General features: G+C 70.2%; 18 protein-coding genes and 1 tRNA gene. 6 read left to right on the top strand and 13 right to left on the bottom strand.

The genetic code is table 11. The features are described 5' to 3' along the window. Nucleotides 1-166: 166 nt before the first annotated feature. Entirely contained in the window at nucleotides 167-2,275 is a 2,109-nt protein-coding gene (locus tag CXQ97_RS13480; protein WP_181035073.1) for a bifunctional diguanylate cyclase/phosphodiesterase, read from the bottom strand. A 252-nt stretch (nucleotides 2,276-2,527) separates the two neighbouring features. On the opposite strand from CXQ97_RS13480, the gene CXQ97_RS13475 reads away from it, so the two are divergent. Beyond that, the gene (locus tag CXQ97_RS13475) at nucleotides 2,528-3,310 is read left to right on the top strand and encodes a TetR/AcrR family transcriptional regulator C-terminal domain-containing protein (RefSeq protein ID WP_104181375.1); all 783 of its coding nucleotides are present in this window, start codon (nucleotides 2,528-2,530) and stop codon (nucleotides 3,308-3,310) included. A gap of 98 nt (nucleotides 3,311-3,408) precedes the next feature. On the opposite strand, the gene CXQ97_RS13470 is transcribed toward CXQ97_RS13475, so the two are convergent. From CXQ97_RS13470 to CXQ97_RS13425, 10 genes are all read right to left on the bottom strand, one after another. Then, the gene (locus CXQ97_RS13470) at nucleotides 3,409-4,221 is read right to left on the bottom strand and encodes a GAF domain-containing protein (protein WP_104181374.1); all 813 of its coding nucleotides are present in this window, start codon (nucleotides 4,219-4,221) and stop codon (nucleotides 3,409-3,411) included. Nucleotides 4,222-4,396: 175 nt separating this feature from the next. Then, nucleotides 4,397-4,777 (bottom strand): response regulator transcription factor, encoded by a 381-nt coding sequence (locus CXQ97_RS13465; RefSeq protein WP_104181373.1) that lies wholly within the window; start codon nucleotides 4,775-4,777, stop codon nucleotides 4,397-4,399. Between the two features lie 132 nt (nucleotides 4,778-4,909). After that, on the bottom strand, nucleotides 4,910-6,331 hold the full coding sequence (locus tag CXQ97_RS13460) for an FAD-binding oxidoreductase (RefSeq protein ID WP_104181372.1): 1,422 nt from the start codon (nucleotides 6,329-6,331) through the stop codon (nucleotides 4,910-4,912). Between the two features lie 138 nt (nucleotides 6,332-6,469). Beyond that, a complete protein-coding gene (locus CXQ97_RS13455; RefSeq protein ID WP_104181371.1) occupies nucleotides 6,470-8,110 on the bottom strand; it encodes a helix-turn-helix transcriptional regulator in 1,641 nt (546 codons plus the stop codon). 78 nt (nucleotides 8,111-8,188) lie between these two features. Further along, nucleotides 8,189-8,593, bottom strand: a complete 405-nt coding sequence (mnhG, locus tag CXQ97_RS13450) for a monovalent cation/H(+) antiporter subunit G (RefSeq protein WP_104181370.1) — start codon at nucleotides 8,591-8,593, stop codon at nucleotides 8,189-8,191. Between the two features lie 4 nt (nucleotides 8,594-8,597). Beyond that, nucleotides 8,598-8,855: a monovalent cation/H+ antiporter complex subunit F gene (locus tag CXQ97_RS13445; protein WP_104181369.1), complete on the bottom strand. Its 258-nt coding sequence runs from the start codon at nucleotides 8,853-8,855 to the stop codon at nucleotides 8,598-8,600. Then, entirely contained in the window at nucleotides 8,852-9,400 is a 549-nt protein-coding gene (locus tag CXQ97_RS13440) for a Na+/H+ antiporter subunit E (protein WP_104181368.1), read from the bottom strand. The genes CXQ97_RS13445 and CXQ97_RS13440 overlap by 4 nt, the downstream gene beginning before the upstream one ends. Beyond that, nucleotides 9,397-11,007 carry a Na+/H+ antiporter subunit D gene (locus tag CXQ97_RS13435; RefSeq protein WP_104181367.1) on the bottom strand — a complete coding sequence of 537 codons (1,611 nt, stop codon included), beginning with the start codon at nucleotides 11,005-11,007 and terminating at the stop codon, nucleotides 9,397-9,399. Before CXQ97_RS13435 ends, CXQ97_RS13440 begins: the two co-directional genes overlap by 4 nt. Continuing rightward, entirely contained in the window at nucleotides 11,004-11,495 is a 492-nt protein-coding gene (locus tag CXQ97_RS13430; protein ID WP_104181366.1) for a Na(+)/H(+) antiporter subunit C, read from the bottom strand. Before CXQ97_RS13430 ends, CXQ97_RS13435 begins: the two co-directional genes overlap by 4 nt. After that, a complete protein-coding gene (locus tag CXQ97_RS13425) occupies nucleotides 11,492-14,488 on the bottom strand; it encodes a Na+/H+ antiporter subunit A (protein ID WP_104181365.1) in 2,997 nt (998 codons plus the stop codon). Before CXQ97_RS13425 ends, CXQ97_RS13430 begins: the two co-directional genes overlap by 4 nt. Before the next feature lie 154 nt (nucleotides 14,489-14,642). Here CXQ97_RS13425 and CXQ97_RS13420 point away from each other — a divergent pair, with 154 nt between their 5' ends. Further along, nucleotides 14,643-16,031: an MFS transporter gene (locus CXQ97_RS13420; RefSeq protein ID WP_104181364.1), complete on the top strand. Its 1,389-nt coding sequence runs from the start codon at nucleotides 14,643-14,645 to the stop codon at nucleotides 16,029-16,031. A gap of 50 nt (nucleotides 16,032-16,081) precedes the next feature. Here the strand turns inward: CXQ97_RS13420 and dcd are convergent, their stop codons facing one another. Together dcd and CXQ97_RS13410 are read right to left on the bottom strand one after the other, a co-directional pair. After that, complete coding sequence (dcd, locus tag CXQ97_RS13415; RefSeq protein WP_104181363.1) at nucleotides 16,082-16,657, bottom strand: dCTP deaminase; 576 nt, start codon at nucleotides 16,655-16,657, stop codon at nucleotides 16,082-16,084. Between the two features lie 54 nt (nucleotides 16,658-16,711). After that, nucleotides 16,712-17,566 (bottom strand): tryptophan 2,3-dioxygenase, encoded by an 855-nt coding sequence (locus CXQ97_RS13410; RefSeq protein WP_104181362.1) that lies wholly within the window; start codon nucleotides 17,564-17,566, stop codon nucleotides 16,712-16,714. An 89-nt stretch (nucleotides 17,567-17,655) separates the two neighbouring features. Here CXQ97_RS13410 and CXQ97_RS13405 point away from each other — a divergent pair, with 89 nt between their 5' ends. The 4 genes from CXQ97_RS13405 to panD all read left to right on the top strand — a co-directional run bounded on the left by CXQ97_RS13405 (nucleotide 17,656) and on the right by panD (nucleotide 19,729). Continuing rightward, complete coding sequence (locus tag CXQ97_RS13405) at nucleotides 17,656-18,696, top strand: M4 family metallopeptidase (RefSeq protein ID WP_258062578.1); 1,041 nt, start codon at nucleotides 17,656-17,658, stop codon at nucleotides 18,694-18,696. Beyond that, nucleotides 18,693-19,106: a protealysin inhibitor emfourin gene (locus tag CXQ97_RS13400; RefSeq protein WP_104181360.1), complete on the top strand. Its 414-nt coding sequence runs from the start codon at nucleotides 18,693-18,695 to the stop codon at nucleotides 19,104-19,106. Before CXQ97_RS13405 ends, CXQ97_RS13400 begins: the two co-directional genes overlap by 4 nt. A gap of 25 nt (nucleotides 19,107-19,131) precedes the next feature. Next, nucleotides 19,132-19,202 (top strand) — tRNA-Gly (locus CXQ97_RS13395). A gap of 98 nt (nucleotides 19,203-19,300) precedes the next feature. Continuing rightward, nucleotides 19,301-19,729 carry an aspartate 1-decarboxylase gene (gene panD / locus CXQ97_RS13390; RefSeq protein WP_104181359.1) on the top strand — a complete coding sequence of 143 codons (429 nt, stop codon included), beginning with the start codon at nucleotides 19,301-19,303 and terminating at the stop codon, nucleotides 19,727-19,729. Nucleotides 19,730-19,837 lie beyond the last annotated feature (108 nt).

Here is a 19,837-nt window from a genome sequence, read left to right as displayed (position 1 = left end):
GACATCGGCCTGCCGCCAGGACGGCGCGTGCTGTCTCGCTGAGGGTCAGGTCATTCGCGAAGGCATGCGCCTTGAGCAGCAGCGCGTCGCTGACATCCGTGCGGGTCCGGGCGAGGACCATGCCTGCTGCCTGGTGGATCTTCCGCCCTGGGCGGTGAGCCGGAGCTCAACCATGACTCAGCGCCCTCCCGCTCGGCGCCCCGCCGCTCGTCCGGTCTGAAGCCGTCACCCGCTGGGTGAACCAGTGGATCAGGGAGCGGCTCGAGGTCTCGCACACGCGTCGGGGTGAGTGCTGCAGGGCATGCCATGATTCGACGTCGGCACCGGCACCGGCGTCCTCGAGGAACCGGGTGAGCGGACAATCCTCCAACGGCAGGGGATGCGGCGCGTCCAGGCGGGCGAACTGCCAGTGGTAGGCCAGGGCACCCAGGGCCGTCTGCACCGGCGATCGGTGGAGCCCGAAGGTGAACGAGGCCAACCACCGGGCGCAGTCTTCCGGAGCCAGGGGTTCGGTGAAGAAGTAGCCCTGGCCCAGGGGTGCGCCGAGGACGATCGCGGCCTCGGTCAGGCTCCGTTCCTCCAGCCCCTCGATGACGACGTCGATCGCCAGGTCCCGGCCCATCTGGATGAGGGTCGCCATGATGCTGAGCGTCTCCAGGGGCCTGGCGTAGACGTGCCTGAACAGTCCGCGGTCGAGCTTGATGGCGCTGAAGGGGAAGGAGGACAGCCGTTGCAGACTGCTGTAGCCGGAGCCGAGGTCGTCCATGGCGAGGCCCACCCCCAGAGCGGTGAGTCCCTGCAACCCGGCCCGCTGCGACTCGAGCGTCATGGTCTGGGATTCCAGCAGTTCCAGGCCCAGCCTGCCCGGGCGGATACCGCGGGTGTCGAGCAGATCCTTCACGATCACCGCCAGCGAACCGCTCTCCAGGATCTCGGGCGGCAGGTTCACCGACAGGTCATGGTGGGTACCGGCGCTGTCCCAGGAACCGATGATGTCCAGCGCCTGCTCGAGGACGCCGACGAACAGCACGCGCTGATCCTCCGTGTCCAGGTGGGGCAGGAACTCGCCGGGATACGCGATCCGCCCTTCCGGTAGCCTCAGCCGGGCCAGCGCCTCGAGGAGGTGGACCGACCCGTCGCGGAGATCCACCACGGGTTGGAGGTGCACCACGATGTTCCCGCGGCGCAGGGCATCACGGAAGACGTCCGCCCCGACGGCGCGGCCTCGTGCAGGCTCGTCGCTGCGGGCCTCGGCGGGGGCGGTCGGCCGTGCCTGCCGGGCAGGCACGTCGGGAGATGGCTGGGCGGCGGCCTGCCACCAGGTCGACCTCGGGTGAGGCCTTCTCTTGGTCGCATAGAGGGCGTCGTCGGCGCTGCGCAGGATCGACCGGCTGTCGGTGCCGTCGTCGGGGACCAGCGCGATCCCCATGCTCATGCCGAGGGCCACCTGCTGTCCGTCCACGCTGAAGGGCAGCTCGACGGCGCGGTGGAGACCGCCGAGGATGTCCTGGAGGTCCCTGGACGAGGTATCCCGGGAGATGTCCCGAAGGATGAGGAGGAACTCGTCGCCTCCCATCCGGGCGAGCAGATCCCCTTCGCGCAGGCGCGAGAGGACGCGGGACGCCCACTGCTGCAGCACGGAGTCCCCGGCGGCATGCCCGAGGGTGTTGTTCACGACGCGGAAGTCGTCCAGATCGATCAATCCGATCGCCGTCGTCAGGCCCCTGGAGGGTGGGCCCTGAACTGCTTCCTCCACGGCCCGCTCGGCGGCCGAACGGTTCGGGAGTCCTGTCACATGGTCATGGAGGGCCTGTGTCTCCAATTGCTTGAGCAGCGCGATCTTGTTGCTGATATCGCGTTGGACGCTCACGTAATGGGTGACCTCGGATTCGTTCCCGACGCGCATCGGGATGATCCTCAGTTCGGTCCAGAACGCGGATCCGTCCTTGCGGTAGTTCAGCAATTCCCCTTCGAACACCTCACCCGAGGCCAGGACCTCCCTCATCCGTCGCGTCATCCCGGCGTCCGTGCCCGGCCCCTGCAGGATCCGGCAGTTCCGCCCCACGAGGTCGGCCGACCGGTATCCGGTGATCGCCGTGAAGGAAGCCGACACGTGGACGATCGCCTGGGTGGAATCCGCGATCACGGCGATGTCCGCCGTCGCCGTCCGGGCCGCAGTGAGCACCGCCGCGAGGCCTGCGGCCTCGTGGCCGTCGACATCGGCGTCGCCGGTCCTGGTGCCGTCACCTGCGCTTGTCCGCGGAAGCAAGCTCATGATTACCCTCGAGAGTTCAGCTGGTGGAGGTGGGACTTCTGCCGTCATGCCCGGACGACCTGCGATCAGGGCACGACGAGGCAGCGAGAAGAAGTGGGATGTCAGCGGATGAGGTCGCCCGGGTACTGCTCGGGGCAGCGCCCGGCAGTATGCTCGAACTATGCCCTACACCATCGCTCTACGCTGTAGATGCTACGGCGTAGATATAGTGCTCGCAAGTCGACCCACCGAAGGGTGAAGGGAAGGATTCCGATGAGCAACCGCAAGGCATCGGTCGATGCAGATCCGGCCGATACGCCCATAGATCCACCCGCAGATCCACCCCGGGTTGCCGGCAGCACCGGACGGGGCAAGGGCCGGCAGGGGGACGTCCGCCTGAACCGCGACGTCGTCCTGCGGGCGGCCCTCGACCTGGTCGACGCGGAAGGACTCGAGGCACTGTCCATGCGCCGGCTGGGGAACAGGCTCGGCAAGGACCCGATGGCCCTCTACCGGTACGCGGAGAACCGGGACGCGCTCCTCGACGGCCTGACCGAACTCCTGCTCGATCAGTGGATCGTGGCGAAGGCCGACGACGCGTCGTCCTGGCAGGGGCAGCTCCGCGAGGCCGCCCACGACTTCCGCGCCCTGGTCCTCGCCCACCGCCATGTCGTCCCGCTCCTGGTGACCCGCCCCCTGTCCACCCCCATGGGATTGCGACCCCTGGGCGCGTTGCGGCCCCTGGAGCAGATCCTGGCCGTCCTCAGCAGTGCCGGATTCGAGCCGGCTGATGCCCTCCACGCATACCGCGCCTACTACGGTTTCCTGATCGGCCACATCCTCAACGAGCTCGAGGAATTCGTCGTCAACCCCGACGAGGACGAGCTCGGCCTGAAGCTCGGCCTCCATCGCCTGCCCAAGAAGGATTTCCCGCACCTGCGTGAGCTCGCACCGATGCTGCTGAACTACGACGGAGAGGCGGAACTCGAGCAGGGCATCACCATCCTGCTGCAGGGCCTCGAAGCACAGCTGCGCAGCGCGCCGACGACGGACTGACGCACCGCCGCGGGATTCCCGCACCCCGGAGCCCCTGTCCACGGGCCCGTCACGCGTCGGACCACGGCCAGGGTGTCGTCGGCCACTGCCGGCCCGGGTCAGTCCTCCGGGACGTCACGGGAGGGGCTCGAAGGCTCGGCGTTGATCTCGTCCTCCACGAGACCTGCCAGCTTCCGCAGGAACCGGCCGTCAGCGGCGGAGAAGCCACGCGGCTCCTGGTCGATGACGCAGAGCGTGCCGACGGTCCACCCGCCGGGCCCCCGGAGCGGGTAGCCGGCATAGAAACGGATGAACGGCTCCCCCACGACGAGCGGATTCGTGCCGAAGCGCTCGTCCTCGAGCGCGTCCCTGATGATGAGCGGACCGGCGTTGCGGATCGTGGCATGACAGAACGTGATCTCCCGCGGGAGGTCCTGCTCGATGGGCCCGATCACTGACTTCAGGAACATGCGGCGGTCATCGAGCAACGCGATGATCGACGAGCTGACGTCGAAGTACTCCTTCGCCTGCTCCGTGTAGCGATCGAACCGGGCCTCGGGTTGGGAGTCCAGCAGCTGCGTCCGGTCCAGCGCCGCCAGGCGTTCGGTCTCCTGCTCCTCGGCGCTGAACAGGAAGGCGCCCATCGCGCCGAGGGCTCGCCGCGAGTCCTCGCCGGAGAGACCCGGCTCGTCCTCGGCATCGGTCGGCACCCGGACCCGCACCGGTGACAGCTCGAGCAGTTCGTTCGTGGCTTCCGCGAGAAGATTGCGTTCGTACGCCGGGAGCGAGAGGAGGCCGGCCAGATATGCCTGGACCTCGAAGGCCGAGATCGCCCCGCCGAGCCCGTAGTACCGCACCCACACGTCCTCGATGCTCAGGCCCGTCTCGGAGAGAGCGAACATGGTCATCTTGATCTGTACTCGCCCGTTCATGTACACCCACCGGAGTCGACGGAAATTTCCCACCCGGACTTCACCTCGCCGCCGAGACCCGCGATGATAAGCGCCCTTAGTACCCAAGGATAGCGGTCGTCCCCGTGGGAGGAGGACGTCGGCCGCGCGACCGGCGCCCCACTCCGACCCCGCCGACCGGGACGCCGCCCGGGCGCTATGCGGCTTCCCGGGAGGGAAGGACGTCGTCGAGGTACGCGCGGAGTGCACGCGGGCTGAAGGGCTTCGCCACGAAGTGATCCGAACCGGCTGCCAGGCACTGCTCCTCGGTGAGCTGCGGAGGCCGTGCGGAGATCGTGAGGATGTGCGCGTCGGATCGGGCTCGGAGCTGGGGGCACAAGTCGATGCCGTCCACGTCCGGGAGATTGAGGTCGAGGGTGATGAGGCTCGGCCGGATGGTGTCGACGAGGCGCTGCCCCTCGGCCCCCGTGCCGGCCTCGTGCACGGTGAAGTCCCTGTCCGACAGCACGATGACGAGCAGCCGGCGGATGTCGGCGTCGTCCTCGATGACGACCGCGCTGCGCTGCAGCCTGTTCATTGCCGACCCTAACTCCAGTACCCCGTGATCATCGGAAACCCTACCGTCCACGGGGGGGAGGCACCGCGGTGGCGGCGCCTCCCCACCACGGCTTGACAGGCCGGCACGGGGCAGGGCGGGCAGACGGGAACCTCAGGCGCGGGTCGGCGGGATGTTGTGGTTGCGGCGGAACAGGTTGTGCGGATCATGGTGATCCTTCAGTGCCGTCAGGCGCGCGAGGATGTCCGGGCCGTAGGTCTGCTGCGCGGCCTCCCGCGCATCGATCCCGGCGTCTGCGCCCATGAAGTTGAGGTACTGCCCGCGGTCCGCGAAGGGCTGCATGAGTGCATGGGCCCTCCGCGCGAAGGCGCTCAGCCGCCCGTCCTCGCCGGCGTCCTGCCAGAAGCCGTAGATGTTCAGCCAGTACCGGGCCGACCGGTTCGGGAAGGCGGTGGCATCCTCGCCGACCCGGCCGAACGCCCCACCCATCAGGTGGATGTCGATGCCGGTCCCCGCCCAGGTCACCTCGGACGCGAAACCGGCCAGGACGTCGACGACGTCGTCGTCCAGCCGGGAGAAGGACACGTTCTTCCAGTACCCGCGGGAGCCCCGCGGGAACAGCGCGTCCATCGCCGACTGCCACTCGAGCCAGTCCGCCGGCCCCACCTCCTCCTCGTCCGGCGGCGCGAGGTCCCTCAACCGCTCGATGTACTCGAGGCCCGTCCCGTGGTCCTCCGCCGCCCAGGCGAACCCGACCACCATCCACGGTTCGTCCCCCATCCCGAGCTCCGCCGGGAGCACCAGGAAGGAGACGATGGGATTCATCTCGTCCGGCAGGTCGGTCGACCAGCGGTCGAACGCACCGAGTGCCTCCTTCCAGCGCGGGCGCCGGTAGAAGAAGTTGCCGCCGAGGACGGCCGACGGCAGCGGGCGGGCACGGAAGGTGAAGGAGGACGCCACACCGAAGTTGCCGCCCCCTCCACGCAGGCCCCAGAACAGCTCCGGGTTCTCCTGCTCACCGGCGCGGACATGCTCTCCCTCCGCCGTGACGAGGTCGACGGACACGAGGTTGTCGAGGGTCAGGCCGTCGGTGCGGGTCAGCCACCCCACACCCCCGCCGAGTGTCAGCCCTGCCACACCGGTGCCGCTGATCACCCCGAGCGGGACGGCGAGCCCGTGACCGGCAGTGGCGCGGTCCACGTCCGCAAGGGTCGCCCCGGGTTCGACGGTCACGAGGAGGCGCCGGGCATCGACCGTCACGCCCCGGAGTCCGCCGAGGTCCAGCACGATGCCGCCGTCCACCGTGCCGTGGCCGGCGATGTTGTGGCCTCCGCCGCGCACGGCCAGCGGCAGTCCGGTGGAGCGGACCGCCGCGAGGACGGGGTCGATGTCCGCCACGGATCCTGCGCGGACGACGGCGCGGGGATGCAGGTCGATCATCCCGTTCCACACCTTCCGCGCCTCGTCGTAGAGCGGATCCCCCGGCTCGATGAGGGACCCGGTGAGCCGGGTCCGCAGCCGGCGCAGGGCGTCGAGGGTCTGCTGCTCCGCTTCACTTCCATGGATCGTCGTCATGTCCTTGCCTCCTTCGTGGGGTGACCCCTCGGGTCCGGCGGCGCATCCTTGTGCCGCTGCATCGAGACTAGGGAGGCGGTGGAGGACCCGGCATCGGGCAAATCATGTATCTTCGCCCGCCCTCGCGGTATCGCCCCGTCAGCGGATGGCACCGGATCCCAGTCGCGCCAGCCCGTGATCGTGGGCCCACGCGGCGGCAGCGGTCCGGGAGGACACCCCGATCTTCACGAAGATGTTCGCCAGGTGCCGGCCGACGGTCTTCTCGCTGATGAACAGCTGCGCTGCGACGTCGCGGTTGGAGCTGCCGGCGGCGACGGCGCCCAGGACCTCGACCTCGCGGGCGGTCAGTCCTCCCGGCGCGCTCGCCGCCCGGTGGCGGACGGCGACGGGCGCTGCGCCCAGCTCCCGGAAGATGGCCTCCGCCGCGGCGACGCTGCGCCGGGCCGACTCGCCGCGGCCCAACTCCTCCAGCGCGCTCCCCTGCCAGAGGAGGACCCGCCCCAGGTCGTGGCGGGCACCGATGCTGCGGTAGAACCGCGCTGCCCTCTCGAGGGCTTCGAGGGCTCCTGCCGGACGCCGACGGCTGAGCAGCACCATGCCCCGGGCGGAGGCGGCCCACGCCTCGAAGCCCGGGCTGGCGCACTGTCCGGCCACCGTCTCCAGTTCCGCGGCCAGCGCGTCCGCCTGGGCCGTACGGCCGGTGGCCAGGGCGATCTCGACGCCCGCGGGCAGCAGGCGTACCCGGCCGATCCGATGCCGGGACCCCAGGGACGAGGACAGCGCGCTCCAGGCCTGCTCGGACCGTCCGGCGGCGAAGTCCAGCAGGGTCCTGCCCGGCTGCGGGTCGATGCCGAGCGACTCCGCCCGGTCGTAGGCGGTGCGGGCCCCCGTAGGGTCTCCGCGCAGCCGCCGGAGCTCCCCCAGCTGGTAAAACCCCTCCCCCGCCGCCCACACGTTCCGGACGGCGAGCTGCTCGCTCTCCTGCTCGATGCGCGGCTCCACCTCGTCCCAGCCGCCCTCGATGCTCATCAGCTCGAGCCGGTGCACACGGCACACGCCGGAATACATCACCTCGTTCCCCACGCGGGCACACCAGCGCTCGGTCGCCGCGGTCCATGCCAGCATGCGACGGTAGTCCGCCAGCTCGTGGCAGAGGTGGATGACGGTGCAGTAGATGTCTCCCACCCACACCAGCGGGACCCGGTCCGCGAGGACCGGGAGCATCGCCTCGTCCAGTTCGGCGAAACCGACGTCCGTGCTGCCCGCCCGGAGGTTGGCGAGCCCGGACAACACGAGCCCCAGGGACACGAGGGCGGGTTCCCCGAAGCGCCGGCCCATGTCCTGGAGCTGCTCGGGATATGCCGGCCGGGAGAGCACGCCGGCGAACTCGAGCTCCACGGCCGCCTCGAGGTAGTGGAGATAGCCGTGCGCCGGCCCTTCGGGCACGTCCCGCAGGATCCTGCGGGCCCGGCTGACCCAGCCCGATCCGACGGTCACGTCCCCGCGGAGTACCCACTGCAGGCCCAGCTCCAGCGCGGTCATGGCGGCCGCCTCCGGCGACGACGCCGCCCGGCGGCGGTGGAACACCTCTTCCGAGAGCTCCAGATTCTCCTTGACCAGGCCCAGCCACCACGCCGACCTCGCAAGCGCCTCGAGGTCGTCGACGGCGAGGGACGACGGCCCGGCGGCCCCGAGGGACGTGTAGGCCGTGCGCCAGTCACCCCGGGCGTACGCTTCCCGCCCGGTCTCGACTGGCCCTGCACCGCCGCCCGTGCCCATCAGGCGTCCATGCTATTCCTCCCCCGCGCGGACGGCACCAGCCCTGGCGCACTTCGCGCGAGGGGATGATGCAGGCGATCACGTCCGATCGCCGCCGGCACCCCCATCGGGGGCATCGGTCCTGCCGGGACCTCCGTGGTCGCCGTCGGCGGCCCGTGCGACGACGTCGTCGAGCTCGTCGAGGGTGAGCAGGTCGCGCCGCAGGTGCCGTGTGCGGTAGCCCGCCCGGCCGACCATGTGCGCCGAGACGGGACTGGTGAGCAGCTGGAACACCCAGCACAGCACGAGGACGGGCACCAGGATCCAGCTCCTGTTGTCGACGGCCAGCGCGAGCAGGAGGAGCAGGAGCCCGAGGACCTGCGGCTTGGTGGCGGCATGCATCCGGGAGAGCAGGTCGGGGAAGCGGACGAGGCCGATGCCCGCTGCGAGGGACATCAGGGCCCCGCCGATGAGGAGCGCCGAGACGACGACGTCGTGGACCATGCCGCTACTTCCTGTCCGTCACGAAGCGGGCCACGGTGACGGAGCCGATGAACCCGATGAGCGAGATCGTGACGAGCAGGATCAGGTTGTCGAGGTGCCGGTTCACCACCATGTTCAGGACGAGCGCCGCGCCGATGATGGCCAGGACGACGTCGAGTGCCAGCACGCGGTCGAGGATCGAGGGTCCGCGCACCGCCCGGTAGAGCGCGAGGGCCGCCGCCACGGAGAGTATTCCTCCCATGACATACGCCACGACGGTCATCGGCTCGCCTCCTCGGCCCGGAGCGCTGCGAGGTCCCTGGAGCTCCCCATGACGCGGATGAGCCAGGCCTCCGTGGCCCGGACATCGCGGCGGACGGCCTCGGCGTCCTCCACGGAGGCCACGTTGAGGCAGTGGAGGTAGAGCGTGGACGTCGAGCGGTCCACCTCGAGCACCAGCGACCCCGGGATCAGCGAGATGGCGTGGCCGGTGGCGGTGACCAGGAAGTCGGAGTGGCTGCGCAGGGCGACGGCCACCACGGCGTTGCGGAGCGTCGGGCCCCGCGTCACCGCGAGCCAGAACACCTGGACGCTCGCCGTGACCAGCTGGAGGAGGAACCGCCCGAGGAACGGCACCAGCCAGAGCACGCTGAAGCGGCCCGTCAGCTCGACGGGCGGGAGATAGAAGAAGTTCACGACGACGTAGGCGATGAGGGCGCCGAACACCAGGTTCCCCGGACTGAAGTCCTGCCAGAGGGCGCCCCACACGAGCACGAGCCAGATGACGAGCGGGAGCTCGGTGATCAGCGGGATGTGGCGGCGGTTCATCCGTCGGCCCCCACTCCGAGCACGGCCTCGATGTAGGGGGTGCGGTCGAGCATCTCCTGGGCCGCGTCGTCGCTCAGGGTGAAGAGGGGGCCGGCGAGGAGCGTGAGGGCGAGTCCGAGCGCCACGAGGCCGATGGTGGGGCCGGTCATGGTCCCGGGCAGCAGCGTGACGGGATCCTTGCCCGCGAACTTCCCGGTCTCCTCGCCGGTCACGTGGCGCGAGGTCCCCACGCTGGAGCCGTCGGCCTTGCTGGCGAGCAGGATGGGGTCCGGGTCCTCCGCGTCGGCCGGGCTGCGCCAGAAGGCGCGGTTCCAGACGCGCGCCATGACCAGCAGCGTGAGCAGGCTCGTGAGCACTCCTCCGGCCACCAGCACGTAGGCGAGCGGCGTCCCGAGCTCCACCCCGGCCTGGATGAGCCCGAGCTTGCCGAGGAAGCCCGAGAAGGGCGGGATGCCCGCGAGGTTCATGGCCGGCAGGAAGAAGAGGATGCCGAGGAGCGGCGAGAGCTTCGCGAGTCCGCCGAGCCGGTCCATGTTCGCCGTGCCGCCGCGGCGCTCGATGAGACCCGTGACGAGGAACAGGCTCGTCTGCACGGTGATGTGGTGCGCCACGTAGTAGACGGCGGCACCGAGTCCGATCCGCGTGGAGATGGCCAGTCCGAAGACCATGTACCCGATGTGGCTGACGAGGGTGAAGGACAGCAGCCTCTTGAGGTCGGACTGCGCGAGGGCACCGAGGATCCCCACGATCATCGTGAGCAGGGCGACCACCATGAGGAGGGTGTTGATGCGGTCGCCGGGGAAGAGCAGTGTCTCCACCCGGACCATGGCGTACACGCCCACCTTGGTGAGCAGGCCGGCGAACACCGCGGTCACGGGCGCGGGCGCCGTCGGATAGGAGTCCGGCAGCCAGAAGGAGAGCGGGAAGACGGCTGCCTTGATGCCGAAGGCCACGAGCAGCATGAGGTGCAGCACCAGCTGCGTCGCAGGGTCCACCGACTCCAGCTTCACCGCGAGGTCCGCCATGTTGACCGTCCCGGTGGCGCCGTAGATCATCGCGATGGCGATGAGGAACAGCATCGAGGACACCACGCTGACGACGACGTACGTCACGCCCGCCCGGATGCGCGGCGCCGTCCCGCCCAGGGTCATCAGGACGTAGCTGGCGGTGAGGAGGATCTCGAAGCCGACGTACAGGTTGAAGAGGTCGCCCGTGAGGAAGGCGTTGGACACCCCGGCGACGAGGATCAGGTAGGTGGGATGGAAGATCGACACCGGGCCGTCCTCGTCGCCGTCGGCCATGCCCTGGCCCGCGGCGTAGATCAGCACCGCGAGGCTGACGGCGGACGAGACGACGAGCATGAGCGCGGAGAACTGGTCCACCACGAGCACGATCCCGAACGGCGGCGCCCAGCCCCCGAGCCGCACCGCGTGGGTCCCGGCGGACGGCGCGGCGAGGAGCATGACGACCTCGATCAGCAGGGTGATGCTGAGGGTCGTGATGCTGACCGCGCGCTGCGCCCGCGAGTGGCGGAGGAGCAGGAAGGTCACGGCGGCCCCGAGGAACGGCAGGACGACGGCGAGGGGGGCGAGGTCGGCAGCGATCACGGGGTGTCCTCCGGCCGGTCGGCGCGGTCCCCGCCGGACGCGGACGTCCCGGCCGGTTCGGGGGCTGACCCGTCGTCGGAGAATTCGGTGGTGTCGGCGGCGATGTCGGCGTCGTCCTCGTAGTCGTAGCTGGGCTGGTCCGCGACCCGGCGGTCCTCGGGGTCGTCCTGCACGTCGTCCTGGCGCCCGAGCACCCAGGAGCGGTAGATGATGCCGAGCATGAACGCCGTGACGGCGAACGTGATGACGATCGCCGTCAGGATCAGCGCCTGCGGCAGGCTGTCGGTGTAGTCCTCCGCGGGGGTCCCGGAGACGTAGAGCGGGGACTTGCCCCCGCCCCCGCTCATGGAGAGGAGGAGGATGTTCGCGCCGTTGCCGAGGAGGATCAGGCCGAGCAGCACCCTGGTGAGGCTGCGCTCGAGCAGGAGGTAGATGCCGGCGGCGAAGAAGACGGCCATGAGCACGATCAGGGTGATGTCGACGGTCATGGCCGGATCCCCTCGGTGGCGGGCGGGACGAGGGCGTCCGCCCCGGAGTCCTCCTCGACGGGATCGTCGGACTCGCTGCGCTCGTCGATCTCGGAGCCCAGGCTGCGGAGGACATCGAGCACCAGCCCGACGACGATGATGTACACGCCGATGTCGAAGACGGTGGACGTCACGAACTTCACGTCGCCGAACACGGGCAGCCAGAACTCGAGGATGTAGCTCTCGAGGACGGCGCCGCCGAACAAGAGCGGCGCTGCGGCGGTCACGGACACGATCGCGAGCCCGACGCCGAGCAGGGTGCCGGCGCTCACCGGGCTCGCCTCGGCGAGTTCGAAGCGGCCTCCCGCGAGGTAGCGGATGGCCAGGGCGATTCCGGCGGTGAGCCCTCCGGCGAAGCCCCCGCCGGGCAGGTTGTGGCCCGCGACGAGCAGGTAGACGGACAGCAGGATGATGGTGTGGAAGAGGAGCCGCGTGACGACCTCGAAGATGATCGACCGGCGCTCGGGGGCGAGGGTCCGCCCGGCGACGAGCCACGGGTCGCGCGGGACGTCCGCGAAGCGGGCCGCGAGCGCGAGCGCGGCGCCCGAACGGCCACGGGCGTCGAGGAGTTCCTGGCCCCTGTCCACCGACCCGTCCTCGACGCCGTCGGCCCGGCGCCGGTGGTCGCTGCGGCCCCTGATGAAGATCAGGCTGGCGACGCCGGTGGCGGCGAGGGCCAGCACGGTGATCTCGCCGAGGGTGTCCCAGGCGCGGATGTCCACGAGCAGCACGTTGACGGCGTTCGCGCCGCCGCCGTCGTCGTAGGCCAGCTGCGGGTAGGCGAGCGAGATCGGGGCGGCGTTCCGGGAGGCCATCGCCGACATCGCGATGACGGCCATGATGCCGCCGAACGCGATGCCCAACCCTGCGCGCAGCAGGCGGTGCCGGCTCTCGGCGCGGTTCCACAGCCTCGCGGGCAGCGACCGCAGGGCGAGCACGAAGGCCACGAGCACGATCGTCTCGACGAGCATCTGCGTCAGCGCGAGATCGGGTGCCCCGTGCAGGGCGAACATCGCCGCCATGCCGTAGCCGGTGATCCCGACCATGAGCACCGCCATGAAGCGCTTGTTCGAGCGCAGCGCCGCGACGATCCCCACGATGACGGCACCCGCCACCACGACCTGCGCCGGGGACTGGGCGATCCTGAAGCCGGTGGGCAGCGGGGCGTCGAAGATGACGAGGGCGGTCAGCGGCGTGACGACGGCGGTGGTGAGGATGACGAAGAGGTAGAACGCCAGGGAACCGCGCTGCGTCCGTCCGGTGATCCAGACGGCGACGTCGTCGAGCACGCCGATCACCGACCGGTAGACCACTTCCGCCTCACGCATCGACGGGAGGCGCCCCTGGAACCGCTCGAAGGGCCTGCGGAAGAGGTAGAGCGCCGTTCCGGCGGCCAGGGTGATGCCGGAGAGCAGCAGCGGGAGCCCGAAGCCGTGCCACAGGGCCAGGTGCGGCGCGGCGCCGTCGGACGCGAAGAGGGTGGCGTACGGCTGGACGACGCTGTCGAGCGGTGCGGGCCAGAGGCCGAACACCACGGAGGCGACGGCGAGCAGGGCGGGCGCCAGCACGAAGGAGACGCGGACGCGCTTGAAGGTGGTCCGCGCCCGGCCGTGCTTGAGCGCGAAGGCCCCCCACACGAACCGCGCACTGTAGGCGAACGTGAGGATGGACCCGAGCACCATGCCGCCGAGGAGCAGGATCCCGGCGAGGCCACCCTCGGCCCGGTGCGCGAGCGCCTCGAACACCGATTCCTTCGCGACGAACCCGAGCAGCGACGGGACACCTGCCATGGATCCCGCGGCCACGAGGGCGACGGCGAAGAGCACGGGCGAGGTGGCCCCCACGCCGGACAGGACGCGGAGGTCGCGCGTCCCGGACTGGTGGTCGATGATGCCGACCACGAGGAAGAGCGTCGCCTTGAAGAAACCGTGGGCGAGGAGCAGGCCCAGGCCGGCGACGGCGCCGTCCCGCCCGCCGAGCCCCACCACCATGGTGAGGAAGCCGAGCTGGCTCACGGTCCCGTACGCCAGGACGAGCTTGAGGTCGAACTGCCGCAGCGCCCGCCAGCCGCCGAGCAGCATCGTCGCCATGCCGAGCACGAAGATCAGGGGATGCCAGAACGCCGTCTCGCTGAAGCCGGGGGCGAAGCGGGCGACGAGGAAGACCCCGGCCTTCACCATCGCCGCGGCGTGGAGGTACGCGCTGACCGGGGTCGGCGCCGCCATGGCTGCGGGCAGCCAGAAGTGGAACGGGACCAGCGCCGACTTGGTGACGGCTCCGACCAGCACCAGGGCGATCGCGACGTCCACGAGCGTCCCGCGCGCCACGAGGCGTTCGGCGTCCGCGAGGATCTCCGAGATGCGGTAGGTCCCCGCCTCCTGACCCAGCATGACCAGTCCCACGAGCATCGCCAGGCCGCCGAAGGTCGTGATGATGAGGGCCTGCAGGGCGGACCGGCGGGCGGAGAGGCGGTGCCGTGAGTAGCCGATGAGCAGGTAGGAGAGGATCGTCGTGAGTTCCCAGAAGATGAACATCAGGATCAGGTCGTCGGCGAGGACCAGCCCGAACATCGCGGCCGCGAAGGCGAGGAGCTGCGCCCCGAAGGCGCCGACGTCGGGGTCGTCGTTCTTGAAGTACCGCGCGCAGTAGAAGAGTACGAGGGCCCCGACGCCGAGGATCAGGATGCAGAGGACGGCCGCGAGCGCGTCGAGCCGGAAGGCGAGCTCGAGCTGGAGGCTGGGGATCCACGGGACGACGACCGACGGCGGGGCGGCCGGTGCGCCGGTCGGCGCGGACTGGTCGGCGGCGAGGACTCCCGGCAGCTCGACGAGCAGCCAGGCGAAGGCCGCCGCGGGTGCTGCGGCGAGGACGAAGAAGGCGGATCTGCCGAGCCGGGAGAAGAGGACGGGCGCTCCGAGTGCCAGCGCGAACATCGCGATCAGCACGGTGAGCATGGGGAGTCTCGATCTTCCGCTGGGGGACGGTCGGGCTCCGTCCAGTCTACCGAAGGAATTACTCCAACCTTCCACCGATCGGACGCGGGACTCGCCCTCCGTCGCCGGAGCGAGCCCCGGCGTGACCTACGTCCCGCGGCGTTAGCATTCAGCTATGAGTACGCATCAGCAGCTTCCACCGCCCGCGGAGGCCCCTGCACCCCTGCCGGTCGTGGGTTCCGGCCGCATCTTCAGCAGGCCTGTCCTCGCCTGGGCGTCCTGGGACTGGGGCTCGGCCGCGTTCAACGCCGTCATGACCACGTTCGTGTTCACGGTCTACCTCACGTCGGAGGCGTTCGGCGGGGAGGAGCGGGCGTCGCAGGTCCTCGGGTGGGGCCTCGCCGGCGCGGGCCTGCTGATCGCGCTCCTCGCGCCCGTCATGGGCCAGCGCTCGGACAGCGGCGGGCGCCGGAAGCTGTGGCTGGGCGTCAACAGCGCGATCGTCGCCGTCCTCACGGCCCTGTGCTTCTTCGTGTTCCCCAGCCCGGAGATGCTGATCCTCGGCGTCGCGCTGATCGCCGCCGCGAACATCTTCTTCGAGTTCGCCGGAGTGAACTACAACGCGATGCTGACCCAGATCTCCACGCCGTCCACGATCGGCCGGGTCAGCGGCTTCGGCTGGGCCATGGGGTACGTGGGCGGCATCGCGGCCCTGGTGGTGGTCCTCGTGGTGTTCATCCAGCCCGTCGTCGAGTGGCCGGGGGCATCCAGCGAGGACGGGCTGAACATCCGCCTGGTGGCCGTCTTCTCGGCGCTGTGGTTCGCGGCGTTCGCGGTTCCGGTGATGTTCGCGGTGCCGGAGGTGCCGCGGCGCGCGAAAGCGGCCCAGTTGGGCTTCCTCGCGTCCTACGGGCTGCTGGTGCGGCGTGTGAGGGCGATCTACCGGGAGAGCCCCCACACCATCTTCTTCCTGCTCGCCAGCGCCATCTTCCGCGACGGACTCGCCGCCGTCTTCACCTTCGGCGGGATCCTCGCGGCGGGAGCCTTCGGCTTCTCGGCGAGCATGGTGATCGTCTTCGCGATCGCCGCCAACGTCATCGCCGCGGCCGGAGCCATCGTCGGCGGCTTCCTCGACGACCGGGTGGGCCCCAAGCGCGTGATCATCGGCGCCCTGGTCGGCCTGCTGGTCGCCGGCACGGCGATCCTCGTCCTGGGGACGCGCACGCATTCCTTCTTCGGCATGGACTGGACCTCGGACACCACGTTCTGGGTCTTCGGCCTGCTGCTGACCCTCTTCGTCGGCCCGGCCCAGGCATCGTCACGCGCCTACCTCGCGCGCCTCGCCCCCGTGGGGGACGAGGGGGAACTGTTCGGCCTGTACGCGACGACGGGCCGGGCGGTGAGCTTCCTCGCCCCGACCCTCTTCGCCCTGTGCATCGGGATCTTCGGCTCGCAGCTCTACGGCGTGATCGGCATCCTCGTGGTCCTCCTCGCCGGGCTCCTCGTCCTGCTCCCGGTCAAGCCCCCCGCGCGCGTGACGCGCGCCGTCGTGCCGGAGGCCTGAGCCGCCGTCGCGCCGGAGGCCCGGTCCCGCGATCGGGGCGGCAGGTGCCCCTAGATCCGGGTGCGGTGGAAGTTCAGGTGGCTGCGCGACGCCGTCGGGCCCCGCTGGCCCTGGTACCGGTTGCCGTACTCGCCCGAGCCGTAGGGGTGCTCGGCCGGGGAGGTCAGCTTGAAGAAGCACAGCTGCCCGATCTTCGACCCCGGCCACAGCTTGATCGGCAGGGTCGCCATGTTGGACAGCTCGAGGGTCACGTGACCGGAGAACCCGGGGTCGATGAACCCGGCCGTGGAGTGGGTGAGGAGCCCGAGGCGGCCGAGCGAGGACTTCCCCTCGAGGCGCGCCGCGATGTCGTCGGGCAGCGTCACGGTCTCGTAGGTGGAGCCGAGCACGAACTCGCCGGGGTGCAGGATGAACGGCTCGTCAGGGGTCACCTCGACGAGCCGCGTGAGCTCCGGCTGGTCCTCGGCGGGATCGATGTGCGCGTACTTGTGGTTGTCGAACAGCCGGAAGTAGCGGTCGATGCGGACGTCGACGCTCGAGGGCTGCACCATCGCGGGATCGTGCGGGTCGAGGACGATCCGCCCGGCGTCGAGTTCTGCTCGGATGTCGCGGTCTGAGATCAGCACCGTCCAAAACTACCAGCCCCGCGGGGACGTCCCCGGCGGGTCCCGGAACCTCCGTCAGCGCCCGATCTCGGTGCGGACGGCGAACAGCTCCGGGAAGAACGTGAGTTCCAGTGCGCGCTGGAGGAACCCGACGCCGGACGAGCCGCCCGTCCCCGCCTTGAACCCGATGGTCCGGGCGACCGTCTTCAGGTGCCGGAACCGCCAGAGCTGGAAGTTGTCCTCGAGGTCCACGAGTTCCTCGCACGCCTCGTAGATGTCCCAGTTCCCCGGGGCGTCCTCGTACACCTGCTTGTACACGGCGACCAGCGCGGGCGTGAACTCGTGCGCCAGGCTGACGTCCCGCTCCAGCAGGTCCGCCGGGACGGCGTAGCCGCGCCGGGACAGCAGGGCGATGAACTCGTCGTACACGCTGCTCTGCGCCAGGAGTTCGGTGAGCAGCGCGCGGGCGGCCAGGTCGGCGTCGAACACCTGCAGCATGGCCGCGTTCTTGTTGCCGAGGAGGAACTCCACGGCCCGGTACTGGTAGGACTGGAAGCCGCTCGACGAGCCCAGATCGCCGCGGAACTCGGCGTACTCGGACGGGGTGAGGGTCGCCAGCACGGACCACTGCTCCGTCAGCGAGCGCTGGATGTGCTTGATACGGGCGACGCCCTTCATCGCGGCCCGCAGGTCGTCCGCCCGCAGGTGGACCCGCACGGCGCGCAACTCGTGCAGCACCAGCTTCAGCCACAGCTCCGAGGTCTGGTGCTGGATGATGAAGAGCATCTCGTCGTGGTGCTCCGGCGAGCTCACGGGATGCTGGGCGTCCAGCAGCCGGTCCAGCTCCAGGTACGAGCCGTAGCTCATCTTGTCCGAGAAGTCCCGCTCGATGCCCTGCTCCAGGCCGCGGGTGTTCCGCTCCACGCTCATGCGGCAAGACTACGCGGCGCCGATCATCCTCCGAATGTCGGCCTGCCCGTCTACGGTGGGACCAATTCGAGGAGGCTCCCATGCAGCGAATCCACTGCAGCATCATCCCGCCGCACCTGCTCACGCGCCTCGCGGCCGTCCGGGACGCCCGGCTGTCCGTCGCGTCCGAGGCGGCCCGGCACGCGCTGCTGGAGCTCGCCCCCCTGCTGCAGGTCCGCTCGGAGGTGCTCCGCGCCCCGGTGCGCCCCGGCTCGGCCGTGATGGGGACGCTGACCCGCCGCATCTCCGACGCCGGCGGGCGCGAGGACCTCCCGGGGACCCTCGTGCGGCGGGAGGGGGCCCCGGCGACCGGCGACGCCGCGACGGACGAGGCCTACGACGGACTCGGTGCCACCTACCGGCTGTTCAGCGAGGAGTACGGGCGGTCCTCGATCGACGGCGCGGGCAAGCCGCTCGAGGCCACGGTGCACTACGGGTCCACCTACGACAACGCCTTCTGGGACGGCGAGCGCATGGTGTTCGGCGACGGCGACGGCGAGGTCTTCGGGCGCTTCACGGCGTCCCTCACCGTGATCAGCCACGAACTCACGCACGGCTTCACGCAGTACTCCACCAATCTCGAGTACCAGGGCCAGTCGGGCGCCCTCAACGAGTCCCTGTCGGACGTCTTCGGCGTCCTCGTGGAGCAGCGCGAACTGGGCCAGCAGGCTGCTGCCGCGTCCTGGCTCGTGGGGGCGGGGATCTTCACGGCGGCGGTGGAGGGCAGGGCGCTGCGTTCGCTGGCCGCTCCGGGAACCGCCTACGACGACGACGTCCTCGGCAGGGACCCCCAGCCGGCGACCATGGCGGACTACGTGGAGACGACGTCCGACAACGGTGGAGTCCACATCAACTCGGGCATCCCCAACCACGCGTTCTACCTCGCGGCCATGGCCCTCGGCGGCCGGGCCTGGGAAGGCGCGGGCCGTATCTGGTACGACGCCGTCCTCAGCGGCAGCGTCCCCCCGGACTGCGACTTCCGTGCGTTCGCCCGGGCCACCGGGGAGGCGGCGGAGAAGCGTTTCGGGCCCGGCAGCCGGGAGGCGGCAGCGGTCGCCGACGCCTGGGTGCGGGTCGGCGTGCTGCCGTGAGGATCGAGATCACCCGCTCGGGCGGCTTCGGCGGCGTCACCCGGTCGTGGAGCCTAGATGTGAGCCGCACGGAGGCCGAGCAGCGCTGGCTCCCGCTCGCGGCGGCGGAAGCCGGGACGGACGCGGAGGGCCCGGAGTCCGACGCGACGGGCGCCTCCCGGCGGGGAGCAGCCCCGCAGGGGGGCGGCGTGCAGCGTGACCGCTTCACGTACCGGATCGCGATCGGCTACACAGAGGTGTACCTCTCCGAGAGCCATCTGGGCGACCCGTGGCGGGAACTGATCGAACGGGCGCGGGCCGCGGCGGCCCCGGGTGCTCCGGCCGCAGCGGCGACGCCGGTACCTGGTTCGACGGAGCGCACCGGACCGGTCGGGGACGCGGATCCCGGGAAGCCGGAAGAACTGTTGTAAGGTGATGGAGCGGTTCCACCACCGTGCGGGCGTAGCTCAATGGTAGAGCGCTAGCTTCCCAAGCTCGATACGCGGGTTCGATTCCCGTCGCCCGCTCCCTGCCCCTGACGGGGCCCCACGGTGTATGCCAGGTGTGCCCAAGGACACCTCCCCCGCCCGACGTCCGGCCCGGGATCGGCAGTATCCTTGAGGCGATGAATCGCACACTGTTCAAGTCCAAGATCCACCGCGCCACCGTCACCCACGCGGACCTCCACTACGTCGGTTCCGTGACCGTGGACCTCGACCTGCTCGACGCCGCGGACATCCTGCCCGGCGAACTGGTCTCGATCGTCGACATCACGAACGGCGCGCGGCTCGAGACCTACACCATCGCCGGCGAGCGCGGGTCGGGCGTGATCGGGATCAATGGTGCAGCCGCGCACCTGGTGCAGCGAGGCGACCTCGTCATCCTCATCACCTATGCCCAGATGACCACCGAGGAGGCTCGCGCGTTCGTCCCCACCGTGGTGCACGTCGACGCGGACAACCGGATCGTCGAGCTCGGCTCCGATCCTGCGGAAGCGCTCACGGGCGACGTCGAACGCCCTCCCTTCGCACTGGACGATTCCGCCGCCTCCTGAGGCCGGGCCTGCACGAACACCCTCGTCACGGGATCGTCAGTAGCCTGTCTGGCGATTTGGGACGGCAGGGCATAGGGTCGAAAAGCAAGGTTGCTTAGGCTGTCGATT

Source organism: Arthrobacter sp. B0490 (assembly GCF_002929355.1).
Taxonomy (GTDB): Bacteria; Actinomycetota; Actinomycetes; order Actinomycetales; family Micrococcaceae; genus Arthrobacter_D.
This window is presented reverse-complemented; position numbering and strand designations above follow the sequence as displayed.